Genomic DNA, 16,950 nt, shown 5'->3' with positions numbered 1-16,950 from the left:
TCCCATCCCCCCCCCTAAAGATATCCAGGTAAAAACTGTATGCATCCGGCCCGGTGCGATATAATGGGGGTATGCTCGCGGTACAGTGTGCTGCTGCAAACGTCCAAACAAGGAGTTCTGCCATGCTGCAAAAGATCCGCAAGATCGACGGTGTTCTGGTGATTGTCCTGCTTCTGCTGATGTGCGTCAGCATCCTGGCCTTATACAGTGTTACGCACGGCCGCAAGCAGGATGGTATGCATCTGGATATGCTCGTTTTCTACGGGCTGGGCTTCGCCGTATTTTTCGTGCTGGCCCTGTTTGACTACCGTCTCCTGGTGAGATATGCTCCCTATTTCTATCTGCTGGGCCTGATGATTCTGGTCTTCGTAAGCTTGTTCGGCAAGACGAAGAATGGAGCCAAGGGCTGGATTGAAATTGCAGGCTTAACCTTTCAACCGGCGGAGCTGTTCAAGCTGCTGCTGATTCTGTTTCTGGCGTGGATACTGGTAAAGAAGGACAGGGAGAGCCTGCGCTTCTGGCGGGATTGTGTGCCCATCGGGCTGGCCGCCTTACTGCCGTTCGCCATCGTGATTCTGCAGAATGATCTCGGTAACGCGCTCAGCTATCTGGTCATACTGGTGGGTCTGCTCTGGGTAGGCAAGATCCGGTTCAGCCATGCGCTGATCGGATTTCTGCTTGTCGGCGGGCTGGTGCTGGCTTTTATCCTCAGTTATATTAACTATCATGATGCCACGGTCAGTTTTATCAAAAATACGCTGGGCCGCGACCATTTCATCGCCCGTTTCGACACCTGGCTCGTGCCGGAGCAGGCCAGCTCCGACGACAGCTACCAGGTCCGCAATGCCAAGATGGCCATTGCCTCCGGGGGGATGAGCGGGGAAGGGTATCTTGAAGGCAGCACGGTACAGTCCAACCGCGTGCCTTATATGTATTCAGACTCCATTTTTGTGGCGATTGCCGAAGAGTTCGGTTTTCTCGGCGCGGCGGTGCTGCTGCTGCTGTTCTTCATTCTGATCCATCGTCTGGTGCTGATTGCCCTCGCCAGCCGGGACCGTGCCGGTCCGTTTCTGATCATCGGCATTACTGCCATGTTGCTGTATCAGATTCTGGAGAACATCGGCGCCTACATCGGGCTTATGCCGCTTACAGGGATTACCCTGCCGTTCATCAGCTTTGGCGGCACCTCGCTCATTATTAACATGGCCAGTATGGGTATTGCCATGAGCGTGCTGCTGTACGGGCAGGAGGTAGAGGAGGAATTGCCGGTGCTTCCGGCGCTGCCAGCGATCTTTACTGGCAGCAGATCAGCCCGCGGGTAAAGAGAACAGAGAGGACATGATCCTACTTATATGATCGAGAATGAAATGTACCATCCTTACGACCTGGAAGAGCAGGTGGAGCATGATTGGGTAAAAGTCAAGACTGCGCTGGAGCTCCAGGAATAAGCGCTCCGCGCCGTGCTCCTGTAAGCGTCACCCTGAATGAGCTGAACACCGCCCGGATATTCCGTGGCGGTGTTTTCTATGTTTTTGTAAAAATAATAGATTAAGAGGTTTGCACCCGCTCTTTGCCGGACATACTGGGACTATCATAGTTTCAGAGGAGAGGGGAAGCCGGTGATGGAATTTCGCAGTTCGGGATTTCAGGATTCTTTGCGGGGAACAGTTAAGCATACAGCCATTATAATATCGGTCATGATGATGATTCTGATGATGTGGGAAGGGCAAAAGAGCGATGCGGCAGTAGCGGGGACAGGCATTCCGGAGGAATCCATTCGCCTGCGCATTCTGGCCAATTCGGACGGGACGGCCGACCAACTGGTCAAACGGCAGATCCGCGATGCGGTGGTGGCACAGATGAATGAGTGGGTGTCGGGGCTTCACAACCCGCAGAGTCTGGAGCAGGCACGGACCCTGATCCGCAGCCACCTGCCGGAGCTGAACGCACTGGTCGGGGCGGAGCTGGAGCAGCGCGGCATCAATTATTCCTATAAAGTCGAGCTGGGTGTGGTACCCTTTCCGACCAAGCTGTACGGCGGCACGGTTTATCCCGCTGGTGATTATGAGGCGGTACGGGTGACGCTCGGTGCGGGCAAGGGGCAGAACTGGTGGTGCGTGCTGTTCCCGCCGCTGTGCTTTATTGACGCAGGCTCGGGTGATGCGGCCGCTGCTGCGGCGCCGGCGCAGGGGGCGCAGACGGTATCTGCTGCCGGATCGGAGGATGGCGGCCAGACGGTTAATGCGGTGCAGAACCCGGCGGGCGCTGCCGATGCGGCTGAGGAAGATACCGAAGCGCCGAAGGTACGGTTCTTCCTCTGGGATCTGCTGCAAGATCTCTGGAGCTGGATCAGCGGATTATGGTCCTAAAGGCGCAGAAGGGCCGCAGGCTGGTCTAGCAGGTTCTCGCCGGCAAAAGGCAGCGCAGCAACGGGCGGGGCGTCCGGCGGTCTACTGTTTTGAGCAGGGATGTGGTACTATTATAGCTGCCCGAATGGATAACAGAGACAGTGAAGCTGCATGCTTGCCGTCTGTAACAGATAGTGAAACAGCTGCGGCTCCACGGGGTGGAGCCGTTTTAAGCTGTTCTGAAGGGGCCGGCCTTTGTGAGGACCGGAATCTGCATAACCATTGCCCCATTGAGCGGGATCATTATAGGATTGAAAACTAGCGGAAAGTCAGGGATGGGACATGGGAGATCAACAACAGCCGTCTTTTGCGGTTCAGCGCCATTTGGGCGGCGAGGCAGCTACGGTATACTGGGCAGTGGAGAATGAAGGCATTGCGGGTAGCGGTGCAGAGGCTTTGGCGCTGAATGCAGCGGACAAGGAAGCGCTCGCCGCGGCTGCCCGGATGCTGCGCGGGGGCGGTACGGTGGCTTTTCCGACCGAGACCGTCTATGGGCTCGGCGCGGATGCGCGTAATACCGCTGCCGTGGAGGCAGTGTTTGCTGCGAAGGGCCGCCCGTCGGACAACCCGCTGATTGTCCATATCGCCCGGCGGGAACGGCTGGAGGAGCTGGTCAGCGAGGTGCACCCGGTGGCGGAAGCGCTGATGGAGGCCTTTTGGCCGGGGCCGCTGACGCTGGTGCTGCCGGTACGCCCCGGCGTGCTGTCGCCGCTGGTGACGGCGGGGCTCGACACGGTTGGCGTGCGGATGCCGGCCCACCCGCTCGCGCTGGCGCTGCTGCGCGAGGCGGACTGCCCGGTGGCTGCGCCCAGCGCCAACCGGTCCGGGCGGCCCAGTCCGACGCTGGCCGCCCATGTGCTGGAGGACCTCGCCGGGTACATCGGCGGGGTGCTTGACGGCGGCGCGGCCGGAGTCGGCCTGGAGTCGACCGTCGTGCAGGTGCAGCCGGGCGGCACGGTCGCCGTGCTCCGGCCGGGCGGCATCACCGCCGAGCAGCTCGCGGCGGTGGCGGGGCCGGGCGCGGTCGACGCCGCGCCCGCTGCGCTGGCGGACTTTGCCGCAGGCAAGTCCGCGCTGCCGCCGGCCGCAGGGGCTGCGGCCGGGGACAGCGGCCCGGCGCCGCGCGCGCCGGGCATGAAGTACACGCACTACGCCCCGCGCGGCGCGCTTGGCGTAGTACGCGGCGGGTCCGCCCGGCAGGTGGCGGACACGGCCGCGGGGCTGCTGCAGGCGGCGAAGCGGCGCGGCGAGACGACAGGGCTGCTCCTCTTCGAGGAGCACAGGGCCCTGTATCCCGCCGAGCCGGCCGCCTGCGTCGTTTCCCTCGGGCGGCTGGCCTCGCCCGAGGAAGGGGCGCGCTCCCTGTATGCCGCCTTGCGGCGCTTCGATGAAGCGGGAGCGACCTACATTCTGGCCGAGGCCTGCCCGGAGACGGGCCTCGGCGCCGCCATCATGAACCGGCTGATGAAGGCAGCCGGTGGAAACGTTATCGACGCCGGCTGAGAACGGCGTCCCCGGCGGGCGGCTAACCACGCGCCGCCCTTCAGCCGTGCCGCACCGAATACTGCGTTACCGTGCCCGCTGTCATGTTTACCCCCTTGTCCGCATATCGTGGTTGTACAAGATATTTGTACTTTAGGGGGATGGGCACAGACATGGACATTACGGGAGTATTTGCGGGCTGGGGCCAGCTGATTACCATAGCCATCATGGCGGTTGCGCTGGGAATGGACGCCTTTTCACTTGGCGTCGGCATCGGGATGAAGGGCATCCGGCTGCTCCATGTACTGCAGCTTGGCCTGTTCATCGCCGTATTCCATGTGGTCATGCCGCTGCTCGGGCTCGTTACCGGCAGCTATGTCGGCCATCTGCTGGGCCGGGTCACGGCCTTTGCCGCCGGCGGACTATTGGTACTCTTGGGCGGCCATATGATCTACAACTCGTTCCGTGCCGATCACAGTAAAGGCGGGCCACCGCTCGACCACCGGACGATCTGGGGCATGCTGCTGATTTCGCTTAGTGTAAGCGTGGACTCTTTTTCCGTCGGTGTGTCTCTCGGCATGGTCGTAAGCAACATCGTTCTGACTGTTCTGGCGTTTGGCGCCTGCGGCGGGTTGATGTCGGTTACCGGCCTGCTGCTTGGAAGAAGAGTCAGCCGGGGGCTTGGGGATTACAGCGAAGCGCTGGGCGGAGCCATCCTGCTGGCATTTGGCTTGCTGTTCATCTTTTGATACAATGATCAATAACCCCGCAAGGCGGGGCTTTGCAAGAATTTATAATATCCTGAAATCTCAGACGGAGGTGGAAAGCATGCTGCATATTTTATTCGTCTGCACCGGTAACACCTGCCGCAGTCCGATGGCCGAAGGGCTCCTGCGGAAGCTGGCGAAGGAGCGCGGAATCGGGCTGGAAGTGCGGTCTGCAGGCGTTTCCGCCATTTCCGGCACTTCAATATCCCGGCATGCCGCAGGTGTTCTGCGGGATGAAGGCATACACGATCATATCACTTCTTCCCAGCTTAGCGGCGAAGCTGTAGCCTGGGCTGACCTGGTGCTGACCCTGACCGGCAGCCATAAACGGCATTTGCTGCAGTATTTTCCCGAAGCCGTAACGAAGACCTATACACTCAAGGAATATGTTCATAATGAGGAGACGGTGAACGAGGACCTGCGGGAACTCGACAGCCTGTATGCCGATGCCGAGCTGAGCATCGCCTTGGGAGGAGAGCCGGATGCCGCCGCGATGCAGCGGATTATCGAAATCCGCCAGCGCATTCCGAGCTTTGATATTTCTGATCCGTTCGGCGGGTCGCGGGAAGACTACGAGCTGACGGCAGCTGAAATCCGCACGGCGCTCCACAGCCTGCTCGACAAGCTGGAGTCGCTGCGGCGGCTGTAATGACGGTTGATTTTTGCCGGACTATCCTTTAAGATGAAATAAATATTACCCGGTTCCGGTGTGACTGGCGACAACTGTGGATACAAACCACGATGGAGCACCGGAATAAACGGCCGGTCGCCTGGGCGAAAGAGCACATCCGCGAAGTCATTCCGCGGACTGCTCTTTTTTGTTTAAATGAGTAGAATTCAGTTATAATGAACAAAGTTATGTCATTCGGTTTTTTGGAGGCGGAAGTGATGGAGGAAGGGATCAAACGGGACGCTGTCCAAGCTCCGCAGGGTACGGAGTCTGGACTAACCGGGGCCACGGCTGCTGCCATACGCGAGCTGGCGGATGCCGGCAAGCTGGGACCCGGCTCAGTTCTCGTCGTCGGTGTCAGCACCAGTGAGGTTGCGGGGGCCCGGATCGGAACTGCCGGTGCGCTGGAAGTGGCGGAGCAGCTGCTGCAGGGTGTACGTCAGGTGGCCAAGGAGCGCGGGTTTCATCCGGTGTACCAATGCTGTGAGCATTTGAACCGTTCTCTGGTCATGGAACGGAGCCTGCTGCAGGCGCTGGGACTGCGGGAAGTGTCGGCGGTGCCGATTCCCGGAGCCGGGGGCTCAATGGCCGCGGCTGCTTACCGCTCGATGGCCGATCCGGTACTGGCTGAAACGGTGGAGGCACATGCCGGTATCGACATCGGCGAGACGCTGATCGGCATGCACCTGCGCCGGGTGGCGGTCCCTTTCCGGCCAAGCGTGCGCTATATCGGCAGCGCCAGAGTAAATGCCGCCTGGAGCAGACCGCCGCTGATCGGCGGGGAACGAGCGGTATACCGTACTCCGGAGACCAGCGGTACGGCGCAATGCGATTGAAGATTTAGGCGATACTCTGCCGGGTACGGCAGCGAAAGACAGGTATGCATCAACACCACATACAACTAAAGCACTAGGGAGGAACTGAGAAACATGGAACATTTGCGTAAGAGTGACCCGCAAGTACTGGAAGCAATGGGGCTGGAGCTGAAGCGTCAGCGCGCCAACATTGAGCTTATCGCTTCGGAGAATATCGTCAGCAGCGCTGTAATGGAAGCAATGGGTTCCGTCCTTACGAATAAATACGCCGAAGGCTATCCCGGCAAGCGTTATTATGGCGGCTGTGAAGATGTGGATATCGTTGAGAACCTGGCCCGCGACCGCGCCAAGCAGTTGTTCGGCGCCGAGCATGTTAACGTGCAGCCGCATTCCGGGGCACAGGCCAACATGGCAGTATATCTGGCCGCCCTTAATCCAGGGGATACAGTGCTCGGCATGAACCTGGCGCATGGCGGACATTTAACGCATGGCAGTCCTGTCAATGCGTCCGGCTTGCTCTATAACTTCGTGGCTTACGGTGTACAGGAAGACACCTTCCTCATTGATTACGATGAAGTTCGTAAAGCGGCGTTCAAGCATCGCCCTAAATTGATTGTCGCCGGTGCCAGTGCTTATCCGCGCATCATTGACTTTGAAGCTCTTGCTTCCATTGCGAATGATGTGGGTGCCCTCTTTATGGTCGATATGGCCCATATTGCCGGACTTGTGGCTGCCGGTGTGCATCCAAGCCCGGTACCGCATGCCCATTTTGTAACCACCACTACGCACAAGACGCTGCGCGGTCCGCGCGGCGGTATGATTCTCTGCCGCCAGCCTTGGGCGGCGGCGATTGACAAGGCGGTATTCCCCGGCTCGCAGGGCGGACCGCTGATGCATGTGATTGCCTCCAAGGCGGTATCCTTCGGCGAAGCCCTTCAGCCGTCGTTCAAGACCTACGCTGAGAATGTGGTCAAGAATGCCAAGGTATTGGCTGAAACACTGATCGGCGAAGGTGTAAATATTGTTTCCGGCGGCACAGACAACCATCTGATGCTGATTGATACCCGTAATCTGAACATTACGGGCAAGGATGCGGAGAAGGTGCTGGATTCCATCGGCATTACCGTGAACAAGAATGCAATTCCGTTCGATCCGACGAGCCCGTTCGTCACCAGCGGTATCCGGATCGGTACGCCTGCCGTGACTTCGCGCGGGATGGACGAGCAGGCCATGGTAACCATCGGCCGTGTCATTGCCAAGGTGCTGAAGAATCCGAAGGATGACAGTACCCTGAGCGAAGCCGCCCGCGATGTCGCTGCCCTGACCGAGCAGTATCCGATCTATCCGGGACTGCAATACTAGAATCATTGCGCAATATCAGCCTCCGCCCAAGCCGATGTACCGGTTGTCGGCGGAGGCTCTTTTTTATAGTAGCCTTCTGTACTTTGACGGAGGCAGTGTTCGTTGAGTCTCACCGCAACTTGCAATATGCGTTGTCGCAGATTAAAGCTGCAGGAGCTCTTTGTTGCATAATGTTCACATATTTTCATTGAAAATGAGCCTGCTAATACTCTGAAATATTCATGAAAGTTCATGGAATTTTCAACAAAAGTAGTGAAAGAAATGTGAATTGTATAAAAGACGCAAATTGCCGCACACTAAATTTTGTTTTTAATGAAAAAAGAACCAATCTTGAAAATATATTATTGCCGGATATACGCGCTACCGCTTCGCAGCGGGCCTGCAGGCTCCTTTCCTTGCAAGGTGAAAAGCGCCACAGGTGATGATATAATAGACAGGATTTAGCCGCAGGCAAAGACAAAAGCGCTTTCCGGCGGCAAGACTTACAATTACCGGAGGGACAAGAATGGGAAAATTGGTGATTTGCGATCATCCTTTAATTCAGCACAAACTGACATTTATCCGCGATGAACGGACGAACACAAAAGAGTTCAGAGAGCATGTCGATGAGGTTGCCATGCTTATGGCCTATGAAATTACACGGGATATCCCGCTGGAAACGATCACTGTGCGGACACCGGTTGCCGAGACGGAGAGCAAGGTTATCTCCGGCCGGATGCTGGGACTGATTCCGATTCTGCGTGCAGGTCTTGGAATGACCGAAGGCGTACTCAAGCTGCTCCCTGCGGCCAAGGTGGGCCATGTCGGCCTGTTCCGTGATCCGGAAACGCTGCAGCCGGTGGAATATTACATCAAGCTTCCGACGGATGTGCAGGAGCGCGAGCTGATTGTCATCGATCCGATGCTGGCTACCGGGGGCTCTGCCATCGCTGCCATCACGTCGCTGAAGAATCGCGGCTGCACACAGATCAAGATGATGAATCTGATCGCCGCGCCTGAAGGTGTTGCAGCTGTACAAGCAGCCCATCCTGATGTTGATATCTATGTTGCGGCCCTGGATGATCACCTGAACGACCACGGCTATATTGTGCCGGGACTTGGCGATGCAGGCGACCGTCTGTACGGAACCAAGTAATTGACTGAATCCGGGTAACCGGTTGAAACCAAGGAACAACGGCGCAAGTATAGAACTGGCATGAAGCAAATACTGGATTTCATAGAAGAGAGGGTAGGGGATATGTCCAAGATTAAAGTAATGACGATTTTCGGCGTGCGCCCCGAGGCGATCAAGATGGCGCCTTTGGTCCTGGAGCTTGGCAAACATCCTGAACATATTGAGTCGGTGGTGTGCGTTACCGCCCAGCACCGGGAGCTGCTGGATCAGGTGCTGGAGGTATTCAAGATCACTCCGGATTACGATTTGGACGTGATGAAGGACCGCCAGACACTGAATGAGATTTCAATCCGTGTATTGCAGGGGCTTGAGCCGGTGCTCCGGGAAGTGAAGCCGGACCTTGTGCTGGTGCATGGCGATACCCTTACCACATTCCTGGCGAGCTATGCCAGCTTCCTGCAGCAAATTCAGGTTGGGCATGTGGAAGCGGGCCTTCGGACCTGGAACAAGCTTTCGCCTTATCCTGAAGAAATGAACCGTCAGCTTACAGGTGTTCTGGCCGATCTGCACTTCGCACCAACCGATTGGTCAGCGGGTAATTTGAGACACGAGAACAAAAAAGAGTCAAGCATTTATATCACAGGCAACACCGTAACCGATGTGTTTCAATATACCGTACAGCCGGATTACCGGCATCCCGTACTGGATTTTGCTTCAGGAAAAAGACTTATTTTGATGACGGCGCACCGCAGGGAATCACAAGGCGAACCGCACCGTCATATTTTCCGTGCTGTCAAAAGAATCGCAGATGAATTTGAAGATGTAGCCATCGTCTATCCCGTGCATCCGAGTCCGGCCGTTAAGGAACCGGCACACGAGATCCTTGGCGGTCACCCGAGAATCAAGCTGATCGATCCGCTGGATGTCGTAGACCTGCACAATTTTTATCCGCATACCCACCTGATTCTGACGGATTCCGGCGGTCTGCAGGAGGAGGCTCCCTCCTTCGGCGTACCCGTGCTGGTGCTGCGTGAAACGACCGAGCGGCCGGAAGGGATTGAAGCCGGAACGCTGGAGCTCGTGGGGACGGAAGAAGAGAAGGTGTATCAACGGACACATGCTCTGCTGACTGATCAGGAGCTTTACCAGTCGATGAGCCGGGCCGCCAACCCGTATGGTGATGGGAAAGCCTCTGAGAGGATTGTCAATGCGATTTTGCACCATTTCGGCGTCAAAAAAGACAGACCAGAGGAATTTCACAGAAAATTCACAAATAGTAAATGATGGTTCGCAACTAAGGATACTAAACGAATGAAAAAGAGCATACAGTAAAACTGTACGGTTTATATGGTTTTGGTGCATTTTGCTGTGATTATTTTCATGTTTTCATGCACTTTTGAGCAATTTTCAATGAATTGACAAAGAGTCTGGAAGTTCAGTAAAATTAGTTGGGATTGTAGCCTATGAAAGAACAAAAAGACGGGCCCGGTCTGCTGCAAACCGCCCTCGTTCTCGGCAGTGCCGGAACCTTGCTGGCCGTTTACATAGTTACCGGCTTTTTCGCGGCGAGGTGGCTTCAGCATTCCATGAACGGGCCGAGATCCTGGCTGGCTTTCGGGGCGATCACCGGACTGGTCCTTGGATCCGTCAATGTTGTTTTTTTGATCAAAAAATTTCTGGGGGAGCAAAATGGATAATATGACTCCCATGATCAATGCCGTTACCCGGGTAACCCTCGTGGTGATGGCGGGACTGCTGATGGGCTGGGCGCTTCATCATGAGACCCGCAATGTCACGCTGGGCATGTCGCTGGGACTCCTGGCGGGATTGGTCAATTTCCGTTATCTGGCCACCAAGATCAGGCTGGTAACGTTAGCGGTTGCGAACAAAGAGGGGAAGAGCTTCAGCCTTGGATTTGCGACACGGATCAGCTTTGCTATCTTGGTAACGATGTTCTCTATCAAGATCGAGCACTTCTCGCTGGAAGCGACCATCGCCGGATTGTTCATTCCCCAACTCCTCTCTATACCTGTAGGGATATATTTAAGTGTAAGGAACAAACTGTAACAGAATAACAGAGAAAGGGGGATGATACTATGCATGAAATGCCTTTAATCTATGTCGGCGGAATACCCATTGATTTATCCGCTGTGCTGATGCTGGTGGTCAGCTGCGTCATCGTGTTTGTTCTGGCGATGCTGGCGGTCCGCAACCTGTCGGTCGAGAATCCGTCCAAGCTCCAGAATTTCATGGAGTGGGTGGTCGAATTCGTACAGGGAGTTATCAGCAGTGCCATGGACCTCAAGAAAGGGAGACCTTACATTTCGCTGGGGTTGACGCTGATCCTGTTTATCTTTGTCTCCAATCTCTTGGGTCTGCCGTTCTCCTTCATCACCGAAGCGCATGAGCCGGTAACCATTTTCGGACATGTGATTGAAGCGACCAAACATCTGGCACATGGCGACCATGCGGAAATTCTGTGGTGGAAATCACCGACTGCAGATATTAACATCACTGCAGGACTTGCGCTCATCGTGTTCATTCTGATGAATTTCCTCGGCATCAAGAACAACGGCAAGCATTATTTCAAACACTTTATTGAGCCGTTCCCGATCTTTCTGCCGCTGAACATCATTGAGAATCTGGCTAAGCCGGTGGCGCTTGCCATTCGTCTTTTCGCCAACATTTTCGCCGGCGAAGTTCTGATTACGGTTATCTTGAAGCTTAGTGTTGTGAGTATACCGTTCCTGGCCATCTGGCAAGGCTTCAGTATCTTTGTCGGGGCACTGCAGGCGTATATCTTCACCATCTTGACGATGGTGTACATCGCGCAGTATACGATTCATGAAGAAGAGGCGCATTAAGTAACTGCCGTAAGCCGGCAGCCATAAGGCTGCTGTGCGCAAGCGGGAGATCTTATATCATTACAAAACTAAAATTGAACCTATTTAAAGGAGGATATTTACAAATGGAATTTTTGGCAGCAGCAATCGCGGTTGGTTTGGGCGCACTTGGCGCAGGTCTTGGTAACGGTATGATCGTCAGCAGAACGGTGGAATCCATCGCCCGTCAGCCGGAAGCCCGTAACGCCCTGCAGACAACAATGTTTATCGGTGTAGGTATCGTCGAAGTTATTCCTTTGGCGGCAACCGTTATCGCGTTCCTGATCATGTTTTCTTAATAAACCGTTCCTACGGTTTGGCGGGGAGGGCAAGTGCCATCCGCGCCTTACTTTTGTATACATCCGCACGCCGCGGTAACGGAAAGGAGTGACCTTAGTGACTATAGTATGGACAAATATAGTTTTTTCGATGGCTGCATTCATCATTCTGTACCTCCTGCTGAACAAGTTTGCCTTCAGTAAATTGTTCGGGGTCATGGAGAAACGCCGTGAGCTGGTCATGCAGCAGATGGATGAAGCTGCGAAGACCAGAGAACAAGCGGTAGCCTATGTGGAAGAACAGAAGCAGGCCCTGCAGCAGGCACGCCAAGAGGCTCAGCAGATTATTCAGCAGTCGCAGGTTACCAGCAGCAATCAGGCAGACCGCCTGATGGAGCAAGCCAAAGCCGAGGCGGACCGCCTGAAGAACGAAGCTGTCCGGGATATCGCGAACGAGAAGAACAAGGCTGTCGAAGCACTGCGCAGCGAGCTGGGCACAGCTTCCGTGCGCATTGCCTCCAAGCTTCTTGAGAAGGAAGTCAAGACCGATGGCGAACAGGAGCAGCTGGTTGACCAATACCTCAAAGAGGTAGGAGGCCGCTCATGAGCCGCGATACGGTAGTCGCCGGGCGCTACGCCAAGGCATTGTACAATGCTGCGGTTGAGGGCGGGATCATCCTCGAGGTTGAGGAGCAATTGAAGAGCGTGGTGGAAGTGCTGGATGCCGATCCGGAAGTGAAACGGTTCCTTCAGTCTCCGCGCATTTCCCAGTCCGACAAGCTGCAGGTGCTGCGCACCTCGCTTCAGGGCAAGCTCTCTACACCGGTGATGAACACGGTCGAGCTGCTGGTGCAGCGGAGCAGAACGGATATTTTGGCGGATCTGCTTGATTCATATATCAAAATAGAAGGGGACGCCCAGGGCATCGGCGATGCAAGCGTATATTCCGCTTATCCGCTCAGCCAGGCTGAGCAGGATCAGGTAGCGGCCGAATTCAGCGTGCTGACCGGACGCAAGATCCGGGTCACCAATCTGGTGGACCGCAGCCTGCTTGGCGGACTGAAGGTCATCATCGGCGATACGCTGTATGACGGCAGCCTGTCCGGTAAACTGGAACGTCTCGAGAAATCTTTTAACGATAAGCATAGAAGATAGGGGTGAGGATATTGGGCATCAGACCTGAAGAAATCAGCACTTTGATCAAAAGTCAAATTGAACAGTATAAAGCCGATATCGAAGTTGCCGAAATCGGCACCGTCATTCAAGTCGGCGACGGTATCGCCCGTGTCTACGGTCTGGAAAACGCAATGGCAGGCGAGTTGCTTGAGTTCTCCAACGGTGTAGTGGGCATGGCGCTCAATCTGGAAGAAAGCAACGTCGGCGTTGTTATTCTGGGGGATTACAAGGAAATCCGCGAAGGCGACCAGGTTAAGCGTACGGGTCAAATTATGCAGGTTCCAGTCGGCGAAGCCATGCTGGGCCGCGTAGTGAATCCGCTGGGTCAGCCGCTTGACGGCAAAGGCCCTATTGCGACTACCGAATTCCGTCCGGTTGAGAATAACGCTCCAGGCGTTATCGACCGTAAATCCGTGCATGAGCCGATGCAGACAGGTCTTAAAGCGATCGACGCCATGGTACCGATCGGCCGCGGCCAGCGCGAGCTGATCATCGGCGACCGCCAGACCGGTAAGACTGCAATCGCAATCGACGCGATTATTAATCAAAAGGGCAACGGTATGAAATGTATCTATGTTGCCATCGGACAAAAGCAATCTACTGTAGCACAGGTAGTGGAAACACTCCGCCGCCACGGCGCGCTGGAATACACCATTGTCGTGACTGCATCGGCTTCCGAGCCTTCCCCGTTGTTGTATATCGCTCCATACGCAGGCTGCGCCATGGGCGAATACTTCATGTACAAAGGCGAGCATGTCCTTGTCATCTATGATGACTTGTCGAAGCAAGCCGCGGCTTACCGCGAATTGTCCCTGCTGCTCCGCCGTCCTCCGGGCCGTGAAGCGTTCCCGGGTGACGTATTCTACCTGCACTCCCGCCTCTTGGAACGTGCGGCCAAGCTTAGCGATGAGCTTGGTGGAGGTTCTTTAACCGCATTGCCATTTATCGAAACACAGGCTTCCGACGTATCGGCATATATTCCTACGAATGTAATTTCGATTACCGATGGTCAAATCTTCCTGGAATCCGACCTGTTCTACTCCGGTCAGCGTCCGGCCATCAACGTCGGGATCTCTGTATCCCGTGTAGGCGGCTCGGCTCAGATCAAGGCGATGAAGAAGGTTGCCGGCTCCCTGCGTCTGGATTTGGCGCAATACCGTGAGCTTCAGGCCTTCTCCCAGTTCGGTTCCGATCTTGATAAATCGACGCAGGCCCGTCTGAACCGCGGTGCCCGCATGATGGAAATTCTGAAGCAGGGCGTCAACCAGCCGTTGTCGGTTGAACATCAGGTCATCAGCTTGTATACCGCCGTTAAAGGCCATCTTGATGATATCCCTGTCAAAGACGTTAGACGTTTCGAGAAGGAATTCCTCTCCTTTGTGGACAGCAGTGCTTCCGAAATCCTGAAATCCATCACGGATACGAAGGATCTGACAGCCGACAACGAAGCTGCTCTCAAAGAAGCTATCAATACATTCAAAAGAGGCTTTGCGACCAGCTAATAGCCTTCTATAAAAGCGGGCTTTGGCGTTCAGCCAAAGCTCTGCATATTCTCTGCGAAGTCAGCTTGACTTCGTCAAAGCTCAGTAACGCTAACGAAGCCAGCTTTGGCTTCGCCAAAGCTCAGAGGTGGTGAAATCATGGCAAGAAGCATGCGTGATATTAAACGTCAAATCAAGAGCGTTCAGAACACGAGACAAATTACCAAAGCGATGGAAATGGTCGCCGCCTCCAAGCTGCGTAAGGCCCAGGAGAAGGCTGAAGCCGCCCGTCCTTACTCGGAAAAGCTTAAAGAGGTAGTGTCCAGTATTGCCGCCGGAACCAAAGAGCTGTCCCATCCGATGCTGGTCAGCCGTCCGGTCAAGAAGACGGCCTATCTGATCATCACTTCGGACAGGGGGCTGGCCGGGGGCTACAACGCTAATATCCTGCGTCAGGTGACGCTGCTTCTGGCGGAGCGCCATAAGTCCAAAGATGAGTATGGTTTGTTCGTTATCGGCCGTAAAGGCCGTGACTTCCTGCGCCGCCGTGACTATCCGATCGTTGAGGAAGTAACCGAACTGTCCGATACCCCAACGTTCGCTGATATTAAATCGATTGCCTATTCTGCAGTCCAGCAGTTTGAAACGGGTGTATATGATGAGCTGTATATCTGCTACAACCGGTTCATCAATGCGATCAGCCAGGTGCCGACCGTAGAAAAATTGCTGCCGATGGATACGGTAAGCGGCGGGGAACATCATGAAGCAACCGCCAATTATGAATATGAACCATCACCGGAAGGTGTGCTTGAAGTGCTGCTTCCGAAATATGCGGAAACGCTGATTTACAGCGCAATTCTGGATGGTAAAGCCAGCGAGCTGGGTGCGAAAATGACAGCGATGGGCAGCGCCACCAAAAATGCGTCGAAGATGATCGGCAATCTCAAGCTTACGTACAACCGCGCGCGTCAGGCGGCAATTACCCAAGAAATTACCGAAATCGTGGCCGGAGCAAACGCACAGTCTTAATATAAGCAAAGTTAGGCTTTGCGCTTGACTTTGTCTTATTTTTCAAGGAGGGAAAATAGAAGATGAACAAAGGACGCGTTGTGAGCATTATGGGTCCGGTTGTCGATATTGAATTTGAACGCGGCCAGTTGCCCGAAATCTTCAATGCTATTAAAATTCAGGGTACCCTGCAGAACGGCAACCCTATTGATTTGACCCTGGAAGCTTCGAATCATCTGGGTGACAATCTGATCCGTTGTATCGCCATGTCCTCTACGGACGGTCTGGTCCGCGGTATGGAGGCCGTTGACCAAGGCGGACCGATCTCGGTTCCTGTAGGCGAAGCGACACTGGGACGGGTATTCAACGTGCTTGGCGCACCGATCGACAATGGTGCCGATGTCGTGGCTGAGAGAAATCCGATTCACCGGTCCGCACCAACCTTCGAAGAGTTGTCCACCCAGGCGGAAATCCTGGAAACGGGCATCAAGGTTATCGACCTCTTGGCTCCTTACGCCAAGGGCGGTAAGATCGGCCTCTTCGGCGGCGCCGGCGTAGGCAAGACCGTAACCATTCAGGAGCTTATCAACAACATCGCCCAGGAACACGGCGGGATCTCCGTATTCGCCGGCGTAGGCGAACGTACCCGTGAAGGGAACGACTTGTACCATGAAATGACCGACTCCGGCGTTATCAAGAAGACCGCTATGGTGTTCGGACAAATGAACGAGCCGCCGGGCGCACGTCTGCGTGTAGCTCTGACCGGTCTGACCATGGCGGAATATTTCCGCGATGTGGAAGGCCGCGATACGCTGCTCTTTATCGATAACATCTTCCGCTTTACCCAAGCGGGCTCGGAAGTATCCGCCCTTCTTGGACGTATGCCATCCGCAGTAGGTTACCAGCCGACGCTGGCTACCGAAATGGGTCAGCTTCAGGAGCGTATTACCTCCACCAAAAAAGGTTCCGTTACTTCGATCCAGGCTATTTACGTGCCTGCCGATGACTATACTGACCCGGCTCCGGCTACAGCGTTCGCCCACTTGGACGCAACGACCAACCTTGAGCGTAAAATCTCCGAAAAAGGCATCTTCCCTGCGGTTGATCCGCTGGCTTCCAGCTCGCGTATCCTCGCTCCGGAGGTTGTCGGCGAAGAGCACTACAACGTGGCGCAAGGCGTTAAGCAGCTCCTGCAGCGCTACACTGAGCTTCAAGATATCATCGCCATCCTGGGTATGGATGAGCTCAGCGAGGAAGATAAGCTGATCGTTGCCCGTGCCCGTAAGGTTGAACGTTTCCTGTCCCAGCCATTCCACGTAGCCGAGCAGTTCACCGGCTTCAAAGGCAAATATGTGCCGATCAAAGAAACTGTACGCAGCTTCAAGGAAATTCTGGACGGCAAGCACGACAATCTTCCGGAAGCAGCCTTCCTGTTCGTAGGTACAGTTGAGGAAGCGGTCGAAAAGGCAAAAACGCTGTAATTTGAGCATAGTATATGCTCACGATG

The 16,950-nt window shown here is 55.2% G+C and carries 18 protein-coding genes and 1 riboswitch; all 18 genes read left to right on the top strand.

Translation table 11 applies throughout. The features are described 5' to 3' along the window. Positions 1-122: 122 nt before the first annotated feature. The 18 genes from F1379_RS13920 to atpD all read left to right on the top strand — a co-directional run bounded on the left by F1379_RS13920 (position 123) and on the right by atpD (position 16,924). Entirely contained in the window at positions 123-1,322 is a 1,200-nt protein-coding gene (locus F1379_RS13920) for an FtsW/RodA/SpoVE family cell cycle protein (RefSeq protein WP_150270617.1), read from the top strand. Between the two features lie 333 nt (positions 1,323-1,655). Beyond that, entirely contained in the window at positions 1,656-2,369 is a 714-nt protein-coding gene (gene spoIIR / locus F1379_RS13915; protein ID WP_150270682.1) for a stage II sporulation protein R, read from the top strand. A gap of 321 nt (positions 2,370-2,690) precedes the next feature. Next, positions 2,691-3,911, top strand: a complete 1,221-nt coding sequence (locus tag F1379_RS13910) for an L-threonylcarbamoyladenylate synthase (RefSeq protein WP_150270614.1) — start codon at positions 2,691-2,693, stop codon at positions 3,909-3,911. A gap of 152 nt (positions 3,912-4,063) precedes the next feature. Beyond that, entirely contained in the window at positions 4,064-4,639 is a 576-nt protein-coding gene (locus F1379_RS13905; RefSeq protein WP_150270610.1) for a manganese efflux pump MntP, read from the top strand. Positions 4,640-4,718: 79 nt separating this feature from the next. After that, the gene (locus F1379_RS13900; protein WP_150270608.1) at positions 4,719-5,306 is read left to right on the top strand and encodes a low molecular weight protein arginine phosphatase; all 588 of its coding nucleotides are present in this window, start codon (positions 4,719-4,721) and stop codon (positions 5,304-5,306) included. A 50-nt stretch (positions 5,307-5,356) separates the two neighbouring features. Continuing rightward, a riboswitch (ZMP/ZTP riboswitch) is annotated at positions 5,357-5,440 on the top strand. Positions 5,441-5,545: 105 nt separating this feature from the next. Beyond that, complete coding sequence (locus F1379_RS13895) at positions 5,546-6,163, top strand: TIGR01440 family protein (RefSeq protein ID WP_150270606.1); 618 nt, start codon at positions 5,546-5,548, stop codon at positions 6,161-6,163. Between the two features lie 93 nt (positions 6,164-6,256). Further along, entirely contained in the window at positions 6,257-7,504 is a 1,248-nt protein-coding gene (glyA, locus tag F1379_RS13890) for a serine hydroxymethyltransferase (RefSeq protein ID WP_150270604.1), read from the top strand. Between the two features lie 505 nt (positions 7,505-8,009). Further along, entirely contained in the window at positions 8,010-8,639 is a 630-nt protein-coding gene (upp, locus tag F1379_RS13885) for a uracil phosphoribosyltransferase (protein WP_150270602.1), read from the top strand. A gap of 102 nt (positions 8,640-8,741) precedes the next feature. Beyond that, positions 8,742-9,902 (top strand): non-hydrolyzing UDP-N-acetylglucosamine 2-epimerase, encoded by a 1,161-nt coding sequence (wecB, locus tag F1379_RS13880; RefSeq protein ID WP_150270600.1) that lies wholly within the window; start codon positions 8,742-8,744, stop codon positions 9,900-9,902. Positions 9,903-10,081: 179 nt separating this feature from the next. After that, positions 10,082-10,315, top strand: a complete 234-nt coding sequence (locus F1379_RS13875; RefSeq protein WP_150270598.1) for an ATPase F0F1 — start codon at positions 10,082-10,084, stop codon at positions 10,313-10,315. After that, complete coding sequence (locus F1379_RS13870; RefSeq protein ID WP_150270596.1) at positions 10,308-10,685, top strand: ATP synthase subunit I; 378 nt, start codon at positions 10,308-10,310, stop codon at positions 10,683-10,685. Before F1379_RS13875 ends, F1379_RS13870 begins: the two co-directional genes overlap by 8 nt. Before the next feature lie 29 nt (positions 10,686-10,714). Then, entirely contained in the window at positions 10,715-11,482 is a 768-nt protein-coding gene (gene atpB, locus F1379_RS13865; RefSeq protein WP_150270594.1) for a F0F1 ATP synthase subunit A, read from the top strand. 104 nt (positions 11,483-11,586) lie between these two features. Further along, the gene (atpE, locus tag F1379_RS13860) at positions 11,587-11,799 is read left to right on the top strand and encodes a F0F1 ATP synthase subunit C (RefSeq protein ID WP_039877624.1); all 213 of its coding nucleotides are present in this window, start codon (positions 11,587-11,589) and stop codon (positions 11,797-11,799) included. A gap of 97 nt (positions 11,800-11,896) precedes the next feature. Then, positions 11,897-12,385 (top strand): F0F1 ATP synthase subunit B, encoded by a 489-nt coding sequence (gene atpF, locus F1379_RS13855; protein WP_150270592.1) that lies wholly within the window; start codon positions 11,897-11,899, stop codon positions 12,383-12,385. Beyond that, complete coding sequence (locus F1379_RS13850) at positions 12,382-12,933, top strand: F0F1 ATP synthase subunit delta (protein ID WP_150270590.1); 552 nt, start codon at positions 12,382-12,384, stop codon at positions 12,931-12,933. Before atpF ends, F1379_RS13850 begins: the two co-directional genes overlap by 4 nt. A gap of 11 nt (positions 12,934-12,944) precedes the next feature. Next, on the top strand, positions 12,945-14,456 hold the full coding sequence (gene atpA, locus F1379_RS13845; RefSeq protein ID WP_150270588.1) for a F0F1 ATP synthase subunit alpha: 1,512 nt from the start codon (positions 12,945-12,947) through the stop codon (positions 14,454-14,456). A 138-nt stretch (positions 14,457-14,594) separates the two neighbouring features. Next, complete coding sequence (gene atpG, locus F1379_RS13840) at positions 14,595-15,464, top strand: ATP synthase F1 subunit gamma (RefSeq protein WP_150270586.1); 870 nt, start codon at positions 14,595-14,597, stop codon at positions 15,462-15,464. A 62-nt stretch (positions 15,465-15,526) separates the two neighbouring features. Further along, the gene (gene atpD / locus F1379_RS13835; protein ID WP_150270584.1) at positions 15,527-16,924 is read left to right on the top strand and encodes a F0F1 ATP synthase subunit beta; all 1,398 of its coding nucleotides are present in this window, start codon (positions 15,527-15,529) and stop codon (positions 16,922-16,924) included. Positions 16,925-16,950 lie beyond the last annotated feature (26 nt).

Origin of the sequence: Paenibacillus tepidiphilus (assembly GCF_008635795.1) — a bacterium.
Classification (GTDB): domain Bacteria; phylum Bacillota; class Bacilli; order Paenibacillales; family Paenibacillaceae; genus Paenibacillus_AQ; species Paenibacillus_AQ tepidiphilus.
This window is presented reverse-complemented; position numbering and strand designations above follow the sequence as displayed.

Coding starts and splice junctions, on each gene's coding strand:
- F1379_RS13920 (WP_150270617.1), top strand. CDS start 123: ATGCTGCAAAAGATCCGCAAGATCGACGGTGTTCTGGTGATTGTCCTG.
- F1379_RS13910 (WP_150270614.1), top strand. CDS start 2,691: ATGGGAGATCAACAACAGCCGTCTTTTGCGGTTCAGCGCCATTTGGGC.
- F1379_RS13905 (WP_150270610.1), top strand. CDS start 4,064: ATGGACATTACGGGAGTATTTGCGGGCTGGGGCCAGCTGATTACCATA.
- F1379_RS13900 (WP_150270608.1), top strand. CDS start 4,719: ATGCTGCATATTTTATTCGTCTGCACCGGTAACACCTGCCGCAGTCCG.
- F1379_RS13895 (WP_150270606.1), top strand. CDS start 5,546: ATGGAGGAAGGGATCAAACGGGACGCTGTCCAAGCTCCGCAGGGTACG.
- glyA (WP_150270604.1), top strand. CDS start 6,257: ATGGAACATTTGCGTAAGAGTGACCCGCAAGTACTGGAAGCAATGGGG.
- upp (WP_150270602.1), top strand. CDS start 8,010: ATGGGAAAATTGGTGATTTGCGATCATCCTTTAATTCAGCACAAACTG.
- wecB (WP_150270600.1), top strand. CDS start 8,742: ATGTCCAAGATTAAAGTAATGACGATTTTCGGCGTGCGCCCCGAGGCG.
- F1379_RS13875 (WP_150270598.1), top strand. CDS start 10,082: ATGAAAGAACAAAAAGACGGGCCCGGTCTGCTGCAAACCGCCCTCGTT.
- F1379_RS13870 (WP_150270596.1), top strand. CDS start 10,308: ATGGATAATATGACTCCCATGATCAATGCCGTTACCCGGGTAACCCTC.
- atpB (WP_150270594.1), top strand. CDS start 10,715: ATGCATGAAATGCCTTTAATCTATGTCGGCGGAATACCCATTGATTTA.
- atpE (WP_039877624.1), top strand. CDS start 11,587: ATGGAATTTTTGGCAGCAGCAATCGCGGTTGGTTTGGGCGCACTTGGC.
- F1379_RS13850 (WP_150270590.1), top strand. CDS start 12,382: ATGAGCCGCGATACGGTAGTCGCCGGGCGCTACGCCAAGGCATTGTAC.
- atpG (WP_150270586.1), top strand. CDS start 14,595: ATGGCAAGAAGCATGCGTGATATTAAACGTCAAATCAAGAGCGTTCAG.
- atpD (WP_150270584.1), top strand. CDS start 15,527: ATGAACAAAGGACGCGTTGTGAGCATTATGGGTCCGGTTGTCGATATT.